This is a genomic window from Caballeronia sp. LjRoot29 (genome assembly GCF_964252755.1).
GTDB lineage: Bacteria > Pseudomonadota > Gammaproteobacteria > Burkholderiales > Burkholderiaceae > Caballeronia.
The window spans coordinates 1-22,165 of the sequence record NZ_CAXUPU020000059.1; the positions used below are offsets into that span (position 1 = coordinate 1).

A 22,165-nucleotide genomic window follows, 5' to 3' on the forward strand; every position below is an offset into this window, starting at 1 on the left:
TAATTTTTAGAGAGTTGAAAGCGTTTTCTTTGCTTCGTTTCTTTGTCGCTTTGGACCAAGAAATGACGCGCCGCCACGCGCAGTGGCTAATAGTGATAAAGAAGTCAGCTAACGTATAACCCGCGAAGACCTGGAAAGCAGCAACCCGGCATTGACCCCAACCGCTAACCGGATCCCCTCCCCCCCAAGTGCGAACAAAAACCAACTGCGCCAGCGAAGAGATAAGTGACGCGCTGTGGCACCACGCAGACCATTCAAATCGAAAGCGGCAGCGCTTGCAAAACCACCGTCAAGCGAAATGACATCGGCTCGAGACAGCAATAAAAAAACTAGCGAATAGCTGACAGTTGAACGCGATCCACCGCGTTCGCGTAACGTGAAGTGTCGACAATCGTTTCGAGCAGGAGCAATTCCCGATAGTCACACACAGGTGACCTGGAAAGCGGACACTCCGCCACGGCACACTCCCGCGGCGATACTTTCCTTCCGGTACGAACCATAAGAAAATGACCGCCATTGCCATAGCAGCAAACGACGAGTTTCAAACGAAGCAGTTGCGCTGCGCCAAGGACCTTGATTAGCAATGAACCGATACGAAACACTTGCCAACGCGATGGCCGCCGAAATTCGTTCGGGCGGCATTGCGGTCGGCTCGCGCATGCCCTCGTTGCGTCAGATCATCGCGCAGCATGGCGTGAGTCAATCAACCGTCTTTCGCGCTTACTATCTGCTCGAAGAATGGGGTCTGGTCCGGGCTCAGGAACGTTCCGGTTACTACGTCGCGCCGGGCGCGCGCGTTACTGCTCCGCGAGCGCCTCGTGCGCCTTCACTAGCCGAATCAAGCAAGGTCGACATCAGCAACCTGGTTTTTTCCGTGCTGGACGCGGCAAAAACGCTGGGCATTGTGCCGTTGGGTTCGGCTTTCCCCTCGCCTAATCTTTTCCCGTTGTCGCGTCTTGCGAAGTCCCTGGCGCAGGCCGCGCGGCTGATGAGCCCGTGGAGTACCGTGGTCGACTTGCCACCGGGAAATGAACATCTGCGACGTCAGATCGCCTTACGTTACATGGGGATGGGCATATCGCAGCCAATTGAGGAGATCGTCATCACCAACGGCGCGCTGGAGGCGTTGAACCTGTGCCTGATGGCGGTCACCCGGCCCGGCGATGTAGTCGCTGTCGAATCGCCCGGCTTTTACGCTGCGCTCCAGGCTATTGAGCGGCTGGACTTGCGGGCCGTTGAAATTCCGGTTGACCCTGTTACGGGTCTCGACCTTGATGCACTCGCCGACGCGTTGAAGAAACATCCCATCCGCGCCTGCTGGTTCATGACGAATTTTCAGAATCCGACAGGGGTGACGCTCTCGCTCGAGAAGAAAAAGGCCCTTGTCGAATTGCTCGCGGAGCAAGAGGTACCGTTGATCGAAGACGATGTCTATGGCGAGTTGCACTTTCAGCCCGAGTACCCGTTGCCTGCATTGGCATTCGATAAAAAGGGTCTCGTCATGCACTGTAGTTCGTTTTCAAAGACGCTCGCGCCGGGCTACAGGATCGGGTGGACATCCGCGGGACGATTCACCGACAAGGTTCAGCGGCTAAAGTTGATGACGACGTTATCGGCCAGCATTCCGGTCCAGGCCGGTATTGCCGATTATCTTCAGCATGGCGGCTACGACAAGCACCTTCGCAAGTTGCGCGGCGCATTGAACGTGCAGCTAAGCGAAATGGACAACGCTATCCGGCGCTGGTTACCCGAAGGAGTCCGGCGCACGCATCCGGCGGGTGGATACTTTCTTTGGCTCGAACTTCCCGAAGCAATCGACGCAATGGAGTTGCATCGGCTTGCAATTGAACAAGGCATCAGCCTTGCGCCAGGCCCGATCTTTTCCGCCACGCACGCATTCGAGCACTATGTGCGGATCAACTTCGGCCATCCGTGGAGCCCGAAGATTGACGACGCGATTCGCGTACTCGGTGAGCTACTCAAGCGCCCGTCGGTACGTGCCAAGCGATGACGCCGCTCGCTGCAATCACCGCGTGAAAACTCTTAGTGCGTCACCGTTGAAGCAAGCCGTGCGAGACCAAACAGGAGCGCACCAAACCCGCCAGCCAACCCGATGGCGACCGCCGGTAGCAATGGCAGCTTTACCGCCGCCATATCGGCCTGATGCGAAGCACTCTTGCGGACGCCAAAGAAACTCCACAGTACGATTCTCAGCATTCTCAGGAAAGCCATGACTTACCTCTCTCGGTTGACCAATGACAAAACATTTTCATTGATCCCATCATAGAAGGGTCAAGGCGCGCAGAACAGCAGCAGTTGGATGAAGTTTCGTAGCAGCAGAAGAAACTGCTACCCCACATTCGATGTCATCTGCTTCTTGAACCCGGCGCATCGCTCCCTTACCTTAAGCCACTGACCTAAGCGCTGGCGCGTGAGCATTTTCTATCGGCGCTCAAGCATTCGCTCACTCAGCTAAAACAACACGCTGCCCCAATCGGCAGGGTCGCAGGATAGTCCTGACCATGTATCAATACACCGAATTCGACCGAGCTTTCGTGCGCAGTCGCGCTGCGCAATTCCGCGACCAGATCGAGCGGTGGCAAAGCGGCAAGCTAAGCGAAGACGACTTCCGGCCGCTTCGCCTGCAGAACGGCTGGTATGTTCAACGCCACGCGCCCATGCTGCGCGTAGCAGTGCCATATGGCGAGTTATCGAGCGCTCAGCTTCGTGTGCTGGCCCGAGTGGCGCGTGAGTACGATGAACCCGAGGCGGAGGCATACAGGCTCGCATCGGAGGCTCAACGCAAGCTCGGCACCGTTCACCTTCCCACCCACTACGCTCATTTCACCACGCGCACGAATGTACAGTTCAACTGGATCTCGCTGTCGAAGGCGGCAGACGTGATGGATCTCCTGGCGAGCGTCAACATGCACGGCATCCAGACCAGCGGCAATTGCATTCGCAATATTTCCTGCGATGAACGCGCGGGTGTCGCGCCCGATGAAGTCACCGATCCGCGGCCCTTCGCAGAAATCATGCGCCAATGGACGACGCTTCACCCTGAATTCGCCTTCCTGCCGCGCAAGTTCAAGATCGCCATGACCGGCGCGACCGAAGACCGCGCCGCCACGGATTGGCATGACGTAGGCCTCCATTTGCTGCGCAATGACACGGGCGAGTTGGGCTTTCGTGTGTCTGTCGGAGGAGGCATGGGTCGCACGCCCGTCATTGGAACCGTCATGCGTGAGTTCCTGCCGTGGAACCAGATCATGAATTACATCGAAGCGGTCGTGCGCGTCTATAACCAGTTCGGCCGCCGCGACAACAAGTACAAGGCACGCATCAAGATCCTGGTGAAGGCCGAGGGTCAACGTTACATCGATGAAGTCGAGGACGAGTTCCGTCAGATCGTGGAACACGATGGCGGCCCGCACACCATCCCGCAAGCCGAACTGGATCGCGTGAGCGCGTCCTTTCTTCCGCCAGCGTTGCCCAAGCGGCTTGACCATGCCACATCCGCAGATGCACTTGCCAAGCTAAAGGCGCAAGCCGCGCTGCATCCGCAGTTTGAACGCTGGTTGCAACGCAACGTCGCCCTGCATAAAGATCCGTCCTTGCGCATTGTCACGCTCTCGTTCAAGCGGCTTCTTCAGGCGCCCGGCGATGCGTCAGCTGATCAGCTCGATCTGGTCGCCGGACTTAGCGATCGCTTTTCGGCAGGCGAAGCGCGCGTGACGCATACGCAGAATCTGGCGCTCCCGTGGGTCCATGCCGACGACCTGTTTCCGCTTTGGGAAGCCGCTCGCGACGCTGGTCTTGCAAGTGCGAATGTACATCTTCTGACCGACATGATCGCGTGTCCCGGCGGGGACTTTTGCGCGTTGGCGAATGCACGCTCGATTCCCGTCGCCGAAGCTGTCACGCAGCTTTACCAGGATCTTGACGAACTCAATGACATCGGAGAAATCGACCTCCATATCAGCGGCTGCATCAACTCGTGCGGTCATCACCATAGCGGCCACATAGGTATTCTCGGCGTCGATAAGGACGGCAAGGAGTGGTATCAGGTCACGCTGGGAGGATCGGACGGTTCGGCCACGAGCGGCGCGGCGCAAGCGGGCAAAGTTATCGGCCCATCGTTCTCGGCGCATGAGGTGTCTGAAGTCATCGACGCAGTGCTGTCGACGTATTTATCCATCAGGCAGAGTATTGGCAGCAGGCAAGAACGCTTCATCGAGACGGTACGACGCGTTGGGCTGGATCCTTTCAAGTCGGCCGCCAACGATGTACGCAAGAGTGAGGAGCGAGTCGCATGACGAGCACCACGCACCTCAGGCTTCTTACAACATTCGAGCATTCACAGGACGCGAATCAACAGGTTGTATCGCTCGCGAATGATGAAGATCCGCTGACGTTGAAAGACAACATCGAGACTATCGAGCGCATTGAACTTAATTTCCCTCACTTCACTGACGGACGCGCCTACAGTCAGGCGTATCTGCTACGCCGCCGGCTTGGTTTCAAAGGTGACTTGAGAGCGAGAGGCGACGTGCTGATCGATCAACTCGTGCAGATGGAACGGACCGGGTTCTCTAGCGCCGTATTGAAAGAAGGCGTGGATCCATCCGATGCCCAACGTCAGTTCGAACGGTTTCTGGCGTTCTACCAGAGTGATGTTGTGACTGAAACGCCGGTGCTGCATCGCCGTGCCCTGGAACCGCTGAAGTAGATGAGACGGGGCGAAGGCCGGCTTTCTATTAAATGCGGGCGACCATCTGAATGAACGGGCGCGTCACGAGAACCATCCCTGCCATCCGGCTCCTTTACGCGACGATCTTCGCGGGGCATCGAACTGCTCAACCTTACCGCCCGTGTATAGATCTCGGGTCCCCGGAGGGCGCTGCGAACTGAACAACCAGGCTACCGTAGGAAGCTCACAAGGGACTTGGATACGAACCTGGCAAATACGCTAACCGGTATTGCTCGCACTCGCTGCTCAAATGAATATTTCTCACATACACGTGAAACTTAATCGTTTTTCAAGGCAAGGTGATGGGCCTAGGATAGAAGCTCGTAAATCCATTTGCGCTTGTTGAGGCGCAGCGGGAGGCCCCATGAGTCACGCCCTGTTCGAGATTCCATCGGTTATCTGTATTTTGTTGTTCGTCGGCTTTGTTGTTTTCAGAGCATTCACGTCACCGCTTCCGGGCGAGGAAGAGCGGTCTGACTTGTTTAAAAAACGGCACGATATCGGCCGGTCGCGAGACATGCTTCGTCACGAGTCCAATGAGCTTGGCAACCCAACCCCTCGGCAGTGACGGGTCTGTGGCCGCTCAACTTAGTCAATGAGCAATGCACGCTTCGCGAGGCGCCCTGCTATCCTCCACGGAAGCTGGGCGCGCCATCAAGGCCCGGTATGTCCCCGCCTCGTCCAATCTCTTTGGCAGCGTCTGTGGCGGTGGCACCTCTCCGCTAAACCGGGCGTGCACGCTGGGCCATGCAACTTATCGATATCGGCGTCAACTTCCACTCAAAGCAATTGCATGGACTGACCGGCAGTCTCATCGAACGCGCGAAAGCGGCGGACGTGAGCGCGATTCTGGCGACAGGTACGTCGATGCAATCGAGTCACGAAGCATTGGCCCTCGCTCACAGTTACCCTGGATATCTCTTTTCGACTGCAGGTGTCCATCCGCATTCGGCAGATGCCTGGTCCGCTGAAATGCTCGACGCGCTGGGTGTGCTGTGGCGGGACGAGGTCTGCGTGGCTGTCGGCGAATGCGGGCTCGACTACAACCGCAATTTTTCGACGCCGGCGAATCAACGCCTGGCGTTTGCCGCTCAATTGTCTGCCGCCGTGCAGATCAAGAAACCTCTTTTCCTCCATTGCCGCGATGCGTTCGCAGACTTTCATGCAATGGTGAAAGAAGCGGTTCAGTCCGGCGCCCATGGGGTGGTTCACTGCTTCACCGAGTCAGCCGATGAAGCCCAGGCTTTTGTCGATATTGGGTTGGATATCGGCATCACGGGTTGGGTGACGGATGAGAAGCGTGGCGACGCCCTGCGCTCCGCCATTCCGGACCTGCCGCTCAACAGGCTGCATCTGGAAACCGACGCTCCGTATCTCGGCCCCAAGAATGCCAAAAAGCGTCGGCCGTATAACGAGCCCGCGAACCTGATATGGGTGGCCCGCGCTGTCGCAGAACTGAAAGGCATCAGCGAAGAGGAAGTTGCTCAAGCTTGCACCGAGAATAGCCGGCGTTTATTTGGCTTGCCGTTGTCATCGGAGATCGCCAGGGCTTGAACATCCCCATTGCTTGGACCATCGCATGAACCGCCAAAGAAGCCTTGCAGAAAAACGGCTGCGCGGTCCACCGACGACCGCGTTAAGCCATATGTGAGTAGACTATATCTGGAACGGCGCAAAAGATGACTTGGCAACCCACGGCCACCGAGAGGTGGCCGTTAGTTTTGTCGCTCTTTTCTTGTCCCGCAGATGATCCGTGATTTCCCTTCATTGACTAGGCGAACATCGCGAGACATTGGAAATGAATATCGCTAATGACTATAACGGGGACACTCAATGGATCAGACTGGACAAGAAAAAATAGCGTCAGGCAACCAGGGCCGCTGGTACGCCGATCTGACGCCCACGCACTGGCGCGTTCTCAGGGCCAGCTTTTTGGGCTGGATATTCGACGGCTACGAAGCGCTTGTTCTGGTCGTCGTCATTGCGCCAATGCTGCATTCGGTTCTCTCTCCCGCGCAAGCCGCATCCACGCCGGTTTATGCAGGTCTGGTGATCGGGATCACGCTGCTCGGCTGGGGCGTGGGCGGCCTCGTCGGCGGCATTCTTGCGGACTATGTCGGACGCAAGCGCATGATGCTTTGGTCGGTGTTTCTTTACGCGATGTTTTCAGGATTCACTGCGTTTTCCCAGACCTTCTGGACGCTATGCGCCCTGCGCTTTCTTACCGGGCTGGCTATGGGCAGCGAGTGGAGTACGGGGATCGCACTGCTCTCCGAGACGTGGCCTGAACGGGCACGTGCCAAGGGCGCAGGCTTCCTGCAATCCGGCTTCGGCTGGGGCACGCTCATAGCGGCGGTCGTCTGGTACGCGCTTTCATCGGTGCATCCGCTTGGAGAGCAAACCTGGCGGCTGATGTTCGTGCTCGGCGCGCTACCCGCCTTGTTTGTTCTATACATCCGGCGCGGCGTGAACGAGTCGGAACAATGGCAGCGCGCAGTGCGTGAAAAACGCTGGAACGCTACCAGCGGGCTACCCTCCACAGGATCTGCCGCCGCATCCAACCAGCGGCCCTTCACACTTGCACAATTGTTTAACGAGCACGAAGCAAGGAAACGCACGCTGCTTCTGGTGCTGCTGTCGATTGTGACAACCGTCGGCTGGTGGGCCATATCGAGCTGGCTACCCACATTCACGGTCTCGATCGCCAAGGCGCAGGGCTTGCCGGATGCGTTATCGTGGGGTTCCAGGGTGTCGATCATCTACACGGTGGGCGCGATCATCGCTTACTTGCTAGCCGGTTTCATTGTGGATGCTATCGGCCGGCGTGCTTATATATCGCTGACGTTCGTTGGCTCGCTCGTGACGACATTCATCACCTACAAGCTGACGAGCAGCGTTGAAGCCATGATGGTGATTGCGCCGATCAACGGGTTTTTCACGCTCGGCTGCGCCTATGCGTGGATGGCGATATACCCGTGCGAGCTTTTCGCCGTCACGGTGCGTTCAACTGCAATCAGTTTCGTGTTTAACGCGGCGCGGCTGATTGCCTGGGTTTTCCCGATTATCGCGGGGAGCATGATCAAATCGTTTGGCGGCGTTTCGCAGGCGGCAATGGCGCTCGGTTCCGTCTATGTGCTGGGAATCATACTGCCCTGGTTCCTGCCCGAGACGCGCGGACGAGGGATGCCTGATTGAGCCACTGAATGAGAGGATCGCCGGGCGCCTGCCGGGCGTCACGTGCTCGGCTACCAGGATCACGTGACGGTCTCGTCATTCACCGTGAGGTCGCCGACCGTGCGCGCAGTCATGGAGCAACTCTGTTCGCTCGGGCATCGAGCTCTTTGAAAAATGCACGCAACCACATCATCGGTATCTTGTTGGGAGTCTCCATGGCCCCAGGAGAAAACGATGTGCGGAACCCCACCATCTGCTGCAGATACTCACGTGGCGCACGCGTATAAGTCTTCGAAAGCTGCGTCCGCTTTTAAGTAACGGGCAGCTTTCAAAATTCTCGTGCAAATGACCCGCCTCATTGCCGGCTGAGTGCGGTAACTGCGTGTTACCAATCTCGCAAGCCGGTTTCACTTGTGAACGCTCCCCGCACATAGACTCGCGGTGACTGGACGGAATCCGCGTCCAGCTCTTTCAGGAGCGGTAAATGAGTATACGCAATGTAGTCAGCGCGATGTAGGCCCTGGCATTACTGACGGCCGTCGGCACGGCACACGCAGCAGGATGTCTGAAAGGCGCGGTGGTCGGCGGAGTGGCCGGCCACGTCGCGGGCCACCATGCTGTCATCGGAGCGATGGGCGGCTGCATCGTGGGGCATCACTACGCAAAGGAAAATGAAAAGGAGCGGAACGTAGCCGTGAACCAACGCGCCACAGCCGCGCCGTCTTGATCGCTGACAGCACGTAGCGTGTTGTCGCACGCACAGAACTGCACGCCGTACCCGGTCCAATATACGGATGCGATAGATCGATTACTGCGCTCCCCGCCTTGAGCCGAGAGCGATCGTGTCAGGGGCGTGATCGTGTCAGGGCGTATACGGTCACCACCTCATCATATTGGAGAGACCCATGCTGCGAATCCGTAGCCATCGAGTTACCACGCATTTGGCGGACACAGAGATATGTGCCGAATACTGCGCGCAGACCGGACGTCTTCGCATCCTTAAAGATGGCGCTCTCGTGCGCGAGTGGTTTCCGCCAAATTCTTGGATGGCGATCGCGTCGGTTGCCGGCGCTCGCAATTGGGGAACACGGCCCGATGCGCGTGAGCTTCGCGCGTTGCTGGAAAGTCAGATGTCGCTGCTGCACATTGGCTAGCCGCTTCTGACGTCGATGAGCACGTCGACGAGCACGTCGTTCGGCACGACAGTAAACGAAAAAACGCCCCTCGGATTTTCGTCGCGAGGGGCATTTCCAGGTCAGAACACGTTCACTTACAGCGCAGCGTCCTTCAGTTTCTTCAGCGGGCGCACCTTGAGGCGCACCGAAGCGGGCTTCGCCGCAAACCATTTGTCTTCACCCGTGAACGGGTCTTTGCCGAAGCGCTTCTTCTTGGCCGGCACATCTTGCGCGACCACCTTCAGCAATCCCGGCAGGGTGAATTCCTGCGCACCCTTCTTGTGAATCGATGCAAGCACCGTTTCTTCAAGGGCCGCCAACAACGCCTTGGCTGCCTTCGGCTCCACGCCTGAGCGCTCGGCGAGGTGAATCGTCAACGATGTCTTCGTGAACGTATCCTTGATTGGTTTCAAGGGCGTCAACGCAACGGGCTTCTTCACTGCAGGTGCCGCCTTCTTGCTGACAGTTGCCGCTTTCTTCGCAGCGGGCGCTGCCGCTTTCTTTGCAGCGGGAGCCGCGGTTTTCTTGATAGCTGTTTTCTTGGTAGCGGTTGTTGCCATGAATGCCTCTCTTCTAGTCAAAGGTTGCCCAAGGCCTTTGCCTTTGCGCCGTCACCGACTAACGCAAAGGTACAAATTCTCGGGTTGGCGCCAGCGTAACAACACCGACATCAAGACGCAACGTCTGGAGCCATAAATCAAGGGGCTTTTCGCATAATCGTCACGAAAATGATGACCTGTGCGCTGTCTCATGGACGCGAGTCCAGTAAAACCCCACCCCTCAAGGCTTGGAAAGCCCTCGAAGATGGACAAAACAAACAACGGCTGCCCTCTTGTACGGTCGCTGTTTAACAAGAAGCGCTGGCCCACTTCGCATTGAGCAGCCGGTATCGTGCATCCGAAAATTCACTCACCCGGACTGAAAAGCGCGAACGATTTTTACAGTTGCTACCGTCGTCGTTGGTCGTCTCTGAATAACGTGAACAGCCTATCAGCGCTTTCACACTCTCGACGCTCATGGCATAGTTCGGCCATATTCATTTAAGGAGTTCACTATGCCGACCCTCGAACAGATCCAGGAAAAGATGAAGAAGCTGCAGGTGCAAGCCGACACTTTGATTGCAAAAAAGGCGCAGGCCGCGGTCGATCAGATTCGAAAAATTATGCTGGTGCACGGTCTGACTACCGTCGACATTGAAGCCAAAGCAAAGGCAAAGCGGGAAGCGAAAGCGGCCAACGGGAAGACTCAAAGCGTTAAAACGAAAGTTGCTGGTCATCTGAATGGCGGGACCCCGCCGAAGTACCAGCATCCGAAGACAGGCGCCACCTGGACCGGCCACGGCCGCGCGCCGGCATGGATTGCCGATGCCAAGGATCGCACCAGGTTCCTGATCGCGAGCGGCACAACCGCTGTTGGCGCTGTGAGCAAAGCGAAAAGCGCAATCCAGAAAGCCTCGCTAGCGACAGGTGCACTCGCTGCTAAAGGACAAGGTAAGGGACAACGCAAGGGACCGCAGCCCGCAAAATATCTCGACCCGAAGACCGGAGCGACCTGGAGCGGACGCGGTCCGGCACCCGCATGGCTTGCAGCATCGAAGGATCGGACCAAGTTTCTCGTTGATGGCGCCAACGCCGGTTCGACAGTCGCGAGCAGCGCAAAGCCAGCAAAAAAAGAAACCGCCGCTAAGAAAGTAGCGAGAAAAGCTTTGGCTACGAAGCCCGCTGTTAAGAAGGCCGTGACCGCAAAGACCAAGAGTGGGAAAGCTGCGGTCAACGCGACGCCGAAGGCACGTGCAAAACGCACACTGACGAAAAAGACATCATCGAAGAGTACGTCTGTGAGTGCCCCGTCAGTGGTTGTCGAAGACCGCGCCGGCTCAACGACCTGAATGTAATTGCCCGGCTTGACCAGCGACAACTCGCCTCGCGCTTATGACACGCCGGCATGCCGGACGGACGAACGGCACGACGTCTTATCAGGATCACGTATCAAGATTTCGTGACTTGATTAAGGTGTCGTGCGTTGTCACTCAAGGCGATTCCGCAAGACTCTTCTCCGGTGGTTCGACGCACGGCACAGGCGCAAAGCCCGGCGCTACGATCCGCGTTTCGTGGAGCGATGCGACTCTCGGCCAATACCACGATCAAACGTGGCGACTCGGCTTGGCGCGCACCGAAGTACACGTGGACGCGACTCACCGATCAATGCCCCTCACATGATTCTCGCCAGTACGCTGCGGCAGGATAAGCATGGTGTCGGGGAACGAAATCATGGAAGGTGCGTTTGCCGCATCGTTGTGCCAGAGACCTTGAGAGATGGCGAAAACCTCGCTCAACCTGACCACCGGATGCGTGAGCTTGTTGCTTATATTGAACCCAAGGAAAGATGCACCATTCACCATGACAGGGCTACGGCGATAGACGATCAAACTTAATCGACAAGGCAGGATCTCCCGTCAATCATTCGATGAACGGAACCTGACCGTAGCGGCAAGCAGTTGGTCTATCTATCGCGCCCGTCGCCTGCGCCAAGCCGCCATCATGCGCAGCAGCAGCAAGACCACGACCGCGATACCGGTCCCGCTAGTGACCGGAATGAAAATCGCGAAAAATGGGTCGTATTTGCTTGAGACCTTCCCTAGCCAATATTTCTCGAACAACCCTTCGAGCGTTGCACCTAGAGAGAGCAGGAACAGAACAGTTGCCAAGAGAAGCAATCCTGCAATCACTGCGCTGATAGCACCGCGTGGGGCGACTGTGGGTCGACTGGATACTGATGGTTGCCCGTTGAGCGGAACTCGAGTGGTCATCGTGATTTCGTTTTGTTTGTTCGCGCGGTAACGCGCTGCACCGGTGTATGTTTTACGAGCAATGCCAAAGATTCATTGGCAGATTAACCGGAATAATATTCGAACTCCATCCTGACCGGTTACGAACGACTACCGGCCGGCGAGTCCGCAAAAAAAGCCGGACGCGGTCATGCACGCAATCACCCGCCAACTTTTAATAACGTTGCTTGCTGCAGCTCGTCGGCGAACGGTCAGATGGCCGGTGCAACGGAATGATGTTCGTCGGTGATTTTTTGGCGACACACTGACAGGCCCAATAGGTTTGATCGCCAATCACATGTTTCGTCAACACGCAGTCGTCCGCGCAGTCGTCGCTCTGGCATCCGAATACTGCCTCAACGGCGTTACCCGAATCGAGTACGCACCACACGTTGCACAAACCGCAACGGGAAGATCGGACGATGTCCTTGATCGCCGCAGGATACTCCGAGCGTTCGAGCGCGCGCACGACCGTTTCACCATCCCGCTGAAACACCGTAAGAAGCTTGCCGACGACCTTGACCATGCGTCCCCCTGCGAGAAGGCTATTGTGTATAAATCGATGACACATCGCACCTGAGCGTGCGCGCTACGCAAACAACGCTCAGTGCAGAGGGCACGGGTTCTCGCGGGGAATCTCGGGAAACCTCAAGCGTCGTACTCGCTATCCTGCTGAAGATAGCGCTCACCGTGCTTACCCTTCACGCGCGATGCGTACAAACTGTGGTCACTCCGGAAGATCCTGTTGCATGTCTCCGTACTATCCCTTACTGCTTATCGTCGAATGCTGGATAGTGTGTTCATCGTTCTCATTTGTACCTATACGTTAGTCGCGATTGCTGAAGTTTCCAATCGGTTAACTTATCGATGGTAACGATCCAGTCATGCTTGCGGTCCACAGTTTCTGCTTGCTAAAGAGAACTCCGCGATTCGATGTTGTATTGCGCGGCGATGGACTACCATCGACGAGAGGACTGACACGGATTTCAGTCTCGCCATGTACGATTGCTGCGGCGTGTCAAACGCAACCACTCGATGCCATATAGCGGAGACCTATCAATGGCATTGCAGGAATCTAATTCTGTTGAGGGTCACACGCGCTTATATTTAACTGGAGTAGGCTCACCAACACGAGCAGTGCTCGTTCAATGTAAGCGACAACATTGCTTGCTGGAGTTGAAGTAATAGCTTGCGCCCAGGGTGATGAACAGCATGAGCCCGCCACGGGATTTCCCGGCAGACCCGCGGGCGCGGGACACGTCGATGCAATGCACCATGAAAGCCTGACGCCCTTAAAGAATAAGTAGTGGGTACGTCCTCTCAAGGAGATAACGCATGTCAAACGAAGCAAAGTGCCCGTTCAATCATGCCGCCGGCGGCGGTACGACGAACCGTGACTGGTGGCCCAAACAACTGCGGGTAGACCTGCTCAGCCAGCACTCCAGCAAGTCCAATCCGCTGGACAAGAGCTTCAATTACGCCGAGGCTTTCAAGAGCCTTGACCTGGCTGCAGTCAAGAAGGACCTTGCCGCGCTGATGACCGATTCGCAAGATTGGTGGCCGGCGGACTTCGGCCACTATGGGCCGCTATTTATCCGCATGGCCTGGCACAGCGCGGGTACGTACCGCACCGGCGACGGCCGTGGCGGCGCCGGGCGCGGCCAGCAGCGTTTTGCGCCGCTCAACAGCTGGCCGGACAATGTCAGCCTCGACAAAGCTCGCCGCCTCCTCTGGCCGATCAAGCAAAAGTATGGCCAGAAGATTTCCTGGGCTGACCTGCTGGTCCTCACCGGCAACGTCGCGCTCGAGACCATGGGCTTCAAGACCTTCGGTTTCGCCGGCGGCCGCGAGGACACGTGGGAACCGGACCTGGACGTCTACTGGGGCAACGAAAAGACTTGGCTAGGCGGCGACGTCCGTTATGGCAAGGGAGCAGCCGGCAAGGACGACGACGGCGGCGTGATCGTAGCCGATGAAGAAAAGCACGGCGAAGAGGCCAGCCGCACCGATAGCGGACGCAACCTGGAAAATCCGCTGGGCGCCGTTCAGATGGGCCTGATCTATGTGAATCCTGAAGGTCCCGACGGCAATCCGGACCCGGTTGCTGCGGCGCACGATATCCGCGAGACCTTTGCGCGCATGGCCATGAACGACGAGGAAACCGTCGCGCTGATCGCCGGCGGTCACACGTTCGGCAAGACGCACGGAGCCGGTCCTGCCGACAATGTGGGTCCGGAACCCGAGTCTGCCGATATCGAGAACCTGGGGCTGGGCTGGAAGAACAGCTTTGGCAGCGGCAAGGGCGGCGACACGATCACCAGCGGTCTGGAAGTCACCTGGACCAGCACGCCAACGCAATGGAGCAACGGCTTCTTCCAGAACCTCTTCGGCCACGAATGGGAGCTCACCAAGAGCCCTGCCGGCGCCAACCAGTGGGTCGCGAAGGATAGCGCTGAAACTATCCCGCACGCTCACGATCCGTCGAAAAAGCTTCGGCCGACCATGCTCACCACTGACCTGTCGCTGCGCCTCGACCCGGCCTACGAGAAGATCTCGCGGCGCTTCCTGGAAAATCCCGATCAATTAGCCGATGCGTTCGCCCGTGCCTGGTTCAAGCTGACGCACCGCGACATGGGACCGCGCGCCCGCTATCTTGGCCCGGAAGTGCCGGCCGAAGAATTGCTGTGGCAGGACCCCATCCCGGCAGTGGATCATCCGCTGGTTGCAGAAGCGGACATCGCTTCGCTCAAGCAGAAGATCCTGGCATCAGGGCTATCCGTCTCGGAGCTGGTGTCGACTGCCTGGGCGTCAGCGTCCACCTTCCGTGGTTCCGACAAACGTGGCGGCGCCAATGGCGCGCGCATCCGTCTCGCGCCGCAGAAGGATTGGGAAGTCAACCAGCCCGAGCAATTGTCGAAGGTGCTGAAAGCGCTCGAAGGCATTCAGGGCGAGTTCAACAGCGCGCAGTCCGGCGGCAAGAAAGTTTCGCTGGCGGACTTGATCGTGCTGGCTGGCGGCGCCGGCATCGAGCAGGCGGCGAAAAAAGCCGGACATGAATTGACCGTGCCCTTCACGCCGGGCCGGGCGGACGCCTCGCAGGAACAGACCGATGTGGAATCCGTCGCGGCGCTCGAACCGGCCGCCGATGGCTTCCGCAATTATCTGAAGGGCAAGTACACCGTTCCGGCCGAGGCTTTGCTGATCGATAAGGCGCAATTGCTGACGCTGACCGCTCCGGAGCTGACGGTGCTTATCGGTGGCTTGCGTGCGCTCAACGTGGGTGCAGGGACGAATGGGAATGGCGCCTTCACCGGCCAGCCGGAAACGCTGACCAACGACTTCTTCCGCAACCTGCTCGACATGAATACGGAATGGCAACCGCTTTCGTCGGCGCGAGATGTGTTTGAGGGACGTGACCGCAAGAGCGGCGAGAGAAAGTGGACCGGCACCCGTGTCGATCTGATCTTCGGTTCGCATTCCCAGCTCCGGGCATTGAGCGAAGTCTATGCGACTGAGGACGCGAAGGAAAAATTCGTCAACGACTTTGTTGCAGCCTGGGTCAAGGTGATGAACCTCGACCGTTTCGACCTCGCTTAAAGGTCGCGTAGGCCCGTCAGGACTTCTGTTCTGACGGGCCCTGCTTGATTACTGTTGCAGATGGTCAGCGGGTGCGTTCGCCTTCGGGCCGCCAGAAAATCCCAATCAAGCTCTGAACATCAGGACCGCAGCTGCTAAGCCCGCAAGGTCAACCAGAACAACCGGCATAACGCTCACGCGGCGTTGCACGTATGCGCCCAAGGCCCAAAGTCCGCCGACTATCACAGCGGTAAGCCCCAGCTCCTTCGCATATGAAAGTTCTTCCGCATACCAGAGATAACCGGCCGTAGCGCCCATCATCAGCGCAAATTGCACGGCGGCAAATATCGCAGCGCGGGTGCCAAGCGGCTCTCCGTACAACTGCCTGGCTGCGTCGAGGTCGAACGCTGGCGCGGCGAGTTCTGCCTGAAGGTCCGCACCGGAACCGGAAGGTCGCCAGCCTGGAGGTTTGAGCCAGATGCGCCACTTGTCCGCCCACGACCTCGTTTGACGCGATGCCTGCACGAGCGACCAGTATTCCGCAAAGATTGCCCAGCCGGGATCCCAGCTTCGCAGCGGGGTCCTCGTTCCATAGACGCAAGGCTCCTCTTCCTCCGCGAATGTCCCGAACATCCTGTCCCAGATCACAAACATGCCACCGTAATTCTTGTTGAGATACTGGTCGTTGACCGCATGATGCACGCGATGGTTGGACGGCGAAGAGAACACGCGATCGAACCAGCCAAGTTTGCCGACATGTTCGGTGTGAATCCAGAATTGATACAAGAGGACAACAAGCCCGGCAATGCCAAACTGTTCAGGCGGCACGCCTATCACCGCAATGGGCAGGTAAAAGATCCAGCCGATGAGCGCGACGGTACTTTCCTGCCTCAGGGCGGTCGAAAAATTGAAGTGCTGGCTTTGATGATGAACGACATGCGCAGCCCACATGACAGCGCACTCATGCCCGGCGCGATGCAGCCAATAGTCGAAGAAATCGAACAGGACGATGGCGATCAGCCAGCCGTACCAAGTGTCCCAGAACCTGACGTTCGGAGTTCGCCCCAACGCGTTGAACACAAGGATGTACAGACCGATTTGAAAGAGTTGCGTGACTAGCGCCAGCACCTGACTTATCAGGCCCTGACTAAGACTGCTCAGTGCATCGTTCAGCCGATACGTATTACGTTGCCTGAACCAGCCGTAAGCAAACTCGGCCCCGATGAGGACAACAAAAACCGGCAGTATAAAGACGATGATCTTGTCCATTCACAATCTCGGCAAATGTGGCCCCGCCTGAACAAGAAGACGATGCGTCCGGGTTGCGGAGCCAGTGATCAAGCCGGTCTGGCTTGAGAGGCTTGCCGGCGTATCAGAAGGATCGGGAATAGGGCTCTAGATCTGTTGGTTTGGCGAAGGCCGCTGCCAGCCATCGATTGACTCGCATCGTACAGAATCTACGCAGCCACTGCTTGCTAAGCAACAAGATAGCGCGCCAACAACGATGTTTCGTGGTGGATACAACCGAAAAGACAGCGTGAATCGTGCCAAAGCTTCACTTGCCCAACACTTAGATTACGCTTGCATTATCTATGCTTTTTCAGCGCACAAGATCACGGGCATAAGGAGAAGTTCGAGTCGCACCACGACGGATGCTGGTTCGATCCGCGAGGCTTTGGCGGAGTTCAAGGACTCCTAGCGTGTCGCAGTAAGGCGAGAGGAATGAGCAAATACGATTTCATAAGGAAACCTCATGAAACGGGCGAATGAATTTTCTAAGCATTCGACTGCGGCGCATTACCTGAGATAGCGGTAAAGCGCACTGGCGCATTGAATCTACGAATTCGCGCAGCCGATCGGAACGGAGTCGACCTTCTTCGGCACCGAGAGGACGACTTCCTCCCACCTTTTCGACTCGTTCGACGATCTACACGCTTGAGCTTCGCGTCAGCAAGACCACGCTTAGCAGACTTCTTCAGCCTGGCGCACGCGCGGCAGCATCCGGTCGAACTCGCGCTTGACGATGCCGTAGCATTCGCAAGCACGCGCTTCCAGGCCGGCGCGATCGAGCACCTTGATACAACCACGGCTGTGATGGATCAGGCCCGCGTCATGGAGCTTTCCTGCCGCTTCCGTGACCCCTTCACGACGCACGCCCAGCATGTCGGCGATCATCTGTTGCGTCACCTGGAATTCGTTGGACGGCGTACGGTCGATCTCGATCAACAACCAGCGGCACAACTGCTTGCTCAGCGAATGGTGACGGTTGCACGCAGCGGTCTGCGCAATTTGCGTCAGCAGCGCTTGCATGTACAGCATCATCAGGCGGCGCAGGAAATCCGAGCGATTGAACTGCTCGCGCAAAGCGGAGGCGCTCATGCGATACGCAAAGCCCGGGCATTGAACCTGAACGCGCGTCGGCATGGTGTCGCCGCCGGTCAGGATAGGAACGCCGGTCATGCCTTCGCGGCCAATCGCGGCGATCTCCGCCGAGCTGCCGTCTTCCATCGAGTGAAGCAACGAGATGATGGCTGTCGTCGGGAAATACACGTGATGAATCCGTTGACCTGAATCGCAAAGCAGTTGGCCTGTACGAAGCTGAACGAGTTCCAGGTGCGGCGTGAGCGCTTCCCATTCGTGCGCCGGAAGCGCGCCCAACAGATGATTGCCGTGCAGGTCTGATTTGAGGGTCAACATGATTTTTTCTCTGATTCGTGCGCTGTGCGCCTATTTTTTATACTGGTCCGCCTCGCGTCTTCGTGATGCATCTGACGGCATTCATCGAAGACATGTTGCGACCAGCCCCGTAAGCAGACTCGCCGAAGTCGTGGGTTATTTTTAGACTCCGGCTGGTGCTGCACCACACATAAAGCGAGGACCGTGCCAGATCTCTGAAACCCAGTACCAGCATGGAGCCTCGTTGGATATGCAGCAGCACACAATGGGGACGAGAACGTTTTTGATTCACTCTTGAACAGTACAAACCCGAATGAACGCTATCTGTCCGATCAAACGCGCAAACGCTGTCGTCAGGTCAATGCCTTACTGGAAGGGCGTCCGAGTTTTGAAGCGATGTTTGAAAGCACCGGTTTGCTGGCGGCAAAACCCTAGTCGCATCAGCATTTCCCGGCCGTTTTAAAAGTGATACAGAAATGTCTGCTCAATCCGGCGTGGCCGGGAAAAGAGCGGCCGCCCTGCAGCCTCACAAGGTCCTTTCAAATCCCTGCGCTTTTTTGATCGGCTTTGCCGAATCAACGAATAAAGCATAGAGTCAGCGAAATAAATGAAGGTCCGGGATAAAAGCTACGCAGCTCAAGGGGGTTATTCGTCATGCTTTTTCGAATTATGGCGGCGCTACCGTTCATCGGCATTCTCATCGGTATTCCGTTCGTCAATCAGGTTGAACCGCTCGTCCTCGGCATGCCGTTCGTGCTTGCGTGGATCGTGATCTGGATCGTGCTGAGCGCGATCATCATGGGCATCATCTATCGGCTGGATCCGGTCAACCGGCAAGCCGTCAACGAAGCTGGCGAGGCCCGATCATGAGCAGCGCCCTCCTCATCATCATTGCAGTGACCCTGCTGGCGCTGTATCTGGGCGTACGTGCGCGGCGTGGTCACGACATGAATCTCGAGCAATGGACTGTCGGCGGCCGCAGCTTCGGCACGGCGTTCGTATTCCTCCTGATGGCCGGGGAAATCTATACGACGTTCACGTTCCTCGGCGGCAGCGGCTTCGCTTATGGCAAGGGTGCACCGGTCTACTACATCCTCGCCTACGGGACGCTTGCCTACATCCTCTCGTACTGGATGCTGCCGCCAATCTGGCGCTACGCAAAAAAGCACCGGCTCGTTTCCCAGCCCCATTACTTTGCTCGCAAATACGATAGCCCCGCGCTCGGCGTCCTGGTCGCGGTGGTCGGCGTGGTCGCGTTGATTCCCTATCTCGTCCTGCAGCTCAAGGGACTTGGCATCATCGTGGCGACCGCGTCGTATGGCGTGATATCGCCGACCATCGCTGTGTGGATTGGTGCGCTGGTCGTCACCGCGTACGTGATCCTGTCGGGCGTGCGAGGGTCGGCGTGGAATTCCGTGGTGAAAGACGTCCTGATCCTGAGCGTCGTGCTGGTGCTGGGCATCTACCTGCCCTATCACCTTTACGGCGGCATTGGCCCGATGTTCCATGCTATCGATGCCGCCAAGCCCGGCTTCCTCACCTTCCCCGCGAAGGGATCGAGCGTGTCGTGGTTCCAGTCAACGGTGCTGCTGACGGCGCTTGGTTTCTTCATGTGGCCGCATACGTTCGGTTCGGTGTACACGGCTCGCGATGAACGGATCTTCCGGCGCAACGCGATCATCCTGCCGGTGTATCAACTGATCCTGCTGTTCGTGTTTTTCGTCGGATTCGCTGCAACGCTCAAGGTGCCGGGCCTGAAAGGCGGCGACATCGACTTGTCGTTGTTCCGTCTGTCCATCCAAAGCTTCGATCCGTGGATTGTCGGTGTGATCGGCGCTGCCGGCGTGCTGACGGCGCTCGTCCCCGGCTCGATGATCCTTACCTCGGCGTCGACCCTTCTTGCAAACGATGTATATAGAGGAGCGATGAATCGTCAGGCCTCCGATGCATTTGTCGGCCGGCTTGCACGCTGGCTCGTGCCAGTCGTCGCGCTCGTTGCGATCTGGTTCACGCTGCAGGGCGGCAATACGATCGTCGCATTGCTGCTGATGGGCTATAGCTTCGTGACACAACTCTTCCCTGCGTTGATAGCAAGCCTGATGCAACGAAGCCGCGCAACGAAACAGGGCGCCATGGGTGGCATCATCGCAGGCGTGGCCGTTGTGGTAGCGACCACGACAATGCACCTGAGCATCGGACAGATGTTTCCGTTCCTCCCCGATGCGGCAAAGGACATCAATATCGGCTTCCTCGCGCTGGCGTTGAATATCATCGTGTTTGTAGTCGTGAGTGCGGTCACGCAACCGCGTGTTGCAAGCGGTGCCGCGCGTGAAACCGATGGCGCATTACGTTGAGTCCGTTGAGTCGATCGAGCGGTGCGCGATTTGAAGTGCCGGCGCTTTCTTTTCTTAGTTCGCCGGCACAGCCAATATGAACGCCGACGAATGAACGCCAACGAATGAACGCCAACGATCCCGCCACCCAGCAGGAGCCGCCTTCTCGTCCGGTGCTCGTCTGGGACATGCCAACGAGACTTTTTCACTGGCTGGTCGTCGTGCTGGTGGCGGCAGCCTACGTAACCTCGAAGCTGAACTGGATGGACTGGCACGTCCGCATTGGCGAGACGCTGCTGGCGCTGGTGGTGTTCCGTTTGCTGTGGGGGTTTTTCGGCAGTGAGACCGCGCGGTTTCACAATTTCTTGAGCGCGCCCGCCGCTGCATGGCGGTATCTGCGTCACGTGTTCCACCGCGAAGCCGACCTGCAGGTGGGGCACAATTCGGCGGGCGGTTGGATGGTCGTGCTTCTGCTAGCGTTGCTGCTGGGCGAGACGCTGACCGGGCTTTACGTCAATAACGACGTTGCGGGCGACGGGCCGTTGACGCAATGGGTCCCCGCCGCAATCGCCAACGCAATCACAGCGTTGCACACGATCCTTTGGGATGTACTGCTTGCGGCGGTGGTGCTGCACGTGCTGGCTATCGCCGTCTATGCGATCGCCAAGGGTCACAACCTGCTGCGCCCCATGCTCACTGGACGCAAGCGCTTGCCGGAGCGCATCCGCGCGCCCCGGCAAGCGTCAGTCATATTGGCGCTGCTCTTGATGGTTGTCAGCGCCACCGCAGCAACGCTGCTCGCCACGTACCTCTGAGCGCGGCGTCCGTTACTTCGGCGGCACTACCTGACCGCGAATTTCCCCACCCGGATGATCCTTGGTGTGCACGTTGACGTACATCTGGCCCGCAACAAACTCTTGCGCGTCCGCCGGCGACAGCGTAGCGCTGCCTTTGAATGGACTCGTGACGGCTGCGCCCTTCTCTGACAACCAGACCTTCACAGGCGCATTCTTGCCGGACGCGGCGGGACCATGGAAGTGCGCCATGGTGGCGTCGCTCGACAAGCCGCTGAACGTGACTGTCCAGGTGACGACGCGGGTGTCGGGATCGTAGGAGATGTCGGCCGAGCCGTTACCCGAGGTCTGGACTGGGGGCACCTGCTGCGCGCCGGTGAGCGGCACGGTGAACGAGACGGGCGCCGCTTGCGCCAGGGTCATCGCCCCCGCACACGCGAGGCCGGCGAAAACCATGAGAGCACGTCGCGAGATGGAAACATCCATTTGATTATCTCCTGTCAATAGGTTTGAGGTTTGGCTGAGCCAAGACCACTTGAGCTTCACCTTAGGTTCATGTCAGGTTCACGTCGGGCTCAATTCACGAAGGCGAGAAAACTCAAATTTGCCCGTTCCTGCCAGCAGCCGGCATGACCACTTACGCTAGATCGCAAGGCCTGAGAACCCACTGAATTCACGAACAAATTCACGCTAGATCATGCTCGCCCGTGAATGATCTGACAAGCATGGAAGCGCCGAGGTTCACACGTGTTGTCGCGATAGTCGCGGAGTCCTGCCGTACTGCCGGACTAGACAGTGCTCGCAACGCAGAATGACCGCTACCCTCGCGCATTCACCGCGCACGGTATGACTCCTGTATT

19 protein-coding genes are annotated in these 22,165 nt (G+C 57.7%); 12 read left to right on the forward strand and 7 right to left on the reverse strand.

Annotation, left to right across the window (positions count from 1 at the left end):
• Positions 1 to 583: 583 nt before the first annotated feature.
• Positions 584 to 2,011, forward strand: coding sequence for a PLP-dependent aminotransferase family protein (locus ACSQ83_RS34525; protein WP_436231201.1), 1,428 nt, complete (start codon positions 584 to 586; stop codon positions 2,009 to 2,011).
• A gap of 32 nt (positions 2,012 to 2,043) precedes the next feature.
• Here ACSQ83_RS34525 and ACSQ83_RS34530 read toward each other — a convergent pair whose 3' ends face one another.
• On the reverse strand, positions 2,044 to 2,232 hold the full coding sequence (locus ACSQ83_RS34530; protein WP_436231202.1) for a DUF2970 domain-containing protein: 189 nt from the start codon (positions 2,230 to 2,232) through the stop codon (positions 2,044 to 2,046).
• A gap of 290 nt (positions 2,233 to 2,522) precedes the next feature.
• Between ACSQ83_RS34530 and ACSQ83_RS34535 the strand changes: the two genes are divergently transcribed.
• The 6 genes from ACSQ83_RS34535 to ACSQ83_RS34560 all read left to right on the forward strand — a co-directional run bounded on the left by ACSQ83_RS34535 (position 2,523) and on the right by ACSQ83_RS34560 (position 8,651).
• The gene (locus tag ACSQ83_RS34535) at positions 2,523 to 4,316 is read left to right on the forward strand and encodes a nitrite/sulfite reductase (RefSeq protein WP_436231203.1); all 1,794 of its coding nucleotides are present in this window, start codon (positions 2,523 to 2,525) and stop codon (positions 4,314 to 4,316) included.
• Positions 4,313 to 4,729 (forward strand): DUF934 domain-containing protein, encoded by a 417-nt coding sequence (locus tag ACSQ83_RS34540; protein WP_436231204.1) that lies wholly within the window; start codon positions 4,313 to 4,315, stop codon positions 4,727 to 4,729. Before ACSQ83_RS34535 ends, ACSQ83_RS34540 begins: the two co-directional genes overlap by 4 nt.
• Positions 4,730 to 5,114: 385 nt before the next feature.
• The gene (locus tag ACSQ83_RS34545) at positions 5,115 to 5,318 is read left to right on the forward strand and encodes a hypothetical protein (RefSeq protein WP_414950504.1); all 204 of its coding nucleotides are present in this window, start codon (positions 5,115 to 5,117) and stop codon (positions 5,316 to 5,318) included.
• Positions 5,319 to 5,497: 179 nt separating this feature from the next.
• The gene (locus ACSQ83_RS34550; RefSeq protein ID WP_414950502.1) at positions 5,498 to 6,304 is read left to right on the forward strand and encodes a TatD family hydrolase; all 807 of its coding nucleotides are present in this window, start codon (positions 5,498 to 5,500) and stop codon (positions 6,302 to 6,304) included.
• A gap of 279 nt (positions 6,305 to 6,583) precedes the next feature.
• Entirely contained in the window at positions 6,584 to 7,945 is a 1,362-nt protein-coding gene (locus ACSQ83_RS34555; protein ID WP_436231205.1) for an MFS transporter, read from the forward strand.
• Positions 7,946 to 8,444: 499 nt separating this feature from the next.
• Positions 8,445 to 8,651 (forward strand): hypothetical protein, encoded by a 207-nt coding sequence (locus ACSQ83_RS34560; RefSeq protein ID WP_436231209.1) that lies wholly within the window; start codon positions 8,445 to 8,447, stop codon positions 8,649 to 8,651.
• A gap of 543 nt (positions 8,652 to 9,194) precedes the next feature.
• Here the strand turns inward: ACSQ83_RS34560 and ACSQ83_RS34565 are convergent.
• Positions 9,195 to 9,659 carry an HU family DNA-binding protein gene (locus tag ACSQ83_RS34565; RefSeq protein ID WP_414950498.1) on the reverse strand — a complete coding sequence of 155 codons (465 nt, stop codon included), beginning with the start codon at positions 9,657 to 9,659 and terminating at the stop codon, positions 9,195 to 9,197.
• A 524-nt stretch (positions 9,660 to 10,183) separates the two neighbouring features.
• On the opposite strand from ACSQ83_RS34565, the gene ACSQ83_RS34570 reads away from it, so the two are divergent.
• Complete coding sequence (locus ACSQ83_RS34570) at positions 10,184 to 10,987, forward strand: H-NS family nucleoid-associated regulatory protein (protein ID WP_436231206.1); 804 nt, start codon at positions 10,184 to 10,186, stop codon at positions 10,985 to 10,987.
• 618 nt (positions 10,988 to 11,605) lie between these two features.
• Here ACSQ83_RS34570 and ACSQ83_RS34575 read toward each other — a convergent pair.
• Both ACSQ83_RS34575 and ACSQ83_RS34580 read right to left on the reverse strand, forming a co-directional pair.
• A complete protein-coding gene (locus tag ACSQ83_RS34575) occupies positions 11,606 to 11,806 on the reverse strand; it encodes a hypothetical protein (protein ID WP_414950495.1) in 201 nt (66 codons plus the stop codon).
• 295 nt (positions 11,807 to 12,101) lie between these two features.
• Entirely contained in the window at positions 12,102 to 12,452 is a 351-nt protein-coding gene (locus tag ACSQ83_RS34580; RefSeq protein ID WP_414968034.1) for a hypothetical protein, read from the reverse strand.
• 809 nt (positions 12,453 to 13,261) lie between these two features.
• On the opposite strand from ACSQ83_RS34580, the gene katG reads away from it, so the two are divergent.
• Positions 13,262 to 15,523: a catalase/peroxidase HPI gene (gene katG / locus ACSQ83_RS34585; protein WP_414950493.1), complete on the forward strand. Its 2,262-nt coding sequence runs from the start codon at positions 13,262 to 13,264 to the stop codon at positions 15,521 to 15,523.
• A 105-nt stretch (positions 15,524 to 15,628) separates the two neighbouring features.
• On the opposite strand, the gene ACSQ83_RS34590 is transcribed toward katG, so the two are convergent.
• Positions 15,629 to 16,771: a sterol desaturase family protein gene (locus ACSQ83_RS34590; RefSeq protein ID WP_436231207.1), complete on the reverse strand. Its 1,143-nt coding sequence runs from the start codon at positions 16,769 to 16,771 to the stop codon at positions 15,629 to 15,631.
• A gap of 693 nt (positions 16,772 to 17,464) precedes the next feature.
• Complete coding sequence (locus tag ACSQ83_RS34595) at positions 17,465 to 18,199, reverse strand: Crp/Fnr family transcriptional regulator (RefSeq protein ID WP_414968033.1); 735 nt, start codon at positions 18,197 to 18,199, stop codon at positions 17,465 to 17,467.
• 633 nt (positions 18,200 to 18,832) lie between these two features.
• Between ACSQ83_RS34595 and ACSQ83_RS34600 the strand changes: the two genes are divergently transcribed.
• From ACSQ83_RS34600 to ACSQ83_RS34610, 3 genes are all read left to right on the forward strand, one after another.
• Positions 18,833 to 19,048, forward strand: coding sequence for a DUF3311 domain-containing protein (locus ACSQ83_RS34600; RefSeq protein ID WP_414954755.1), 216 nt, complete (start codon positions 18,833 to 18,835; stop codon positions 19,046 to 19,048).
• Positions 19,045 to 20,532: a sodium:solute symporter family protein gene (locus tag ACSQ83_RS34605; protein WP_414954756.1), complete on the forward strand. Its 1,488-nt coding sequence runs from the start codon at positions 19,045 to 19,047 to the stop codon at positions 20,530 to 20,532. The genes ACSQ83_RS34600 and ACSQ83_RS34605 overlap by 4 nt, the downstream gene beginning before the upstream one ends.
• A 104-nt stretch (positions 20,533 to 20,636) precedes the next feature.
• Entirely contained in the window at positions 20,637 to 21,326 is a 690-nt protein-coding gene (locus ACSQ83_RS34610; RefSeq protein WP_436231208.1) for a cytochrome b/b6 domain-containing protein, read from the forward strand.
• A 12-nt stretch (positions 21,327 to 21,338) separates the two neighbouring features.
• Here the strand turns inward: ACSQ83_RS34610 and ACSQ83_RS34615 are convergent, their stop codons facing one another.
• A complete protein-coding gene (locus ACSQ83_RS34615; protein ID WP_414954758.1) occupies positions 21,339 to 21,791 on the reverse strand; it encodes a CHRD domain-containing protein in 453 nt (150 codons plus the stop codon).
• Positions 21,792 to 22,165 lie beyond the last annotated feature (374 nt).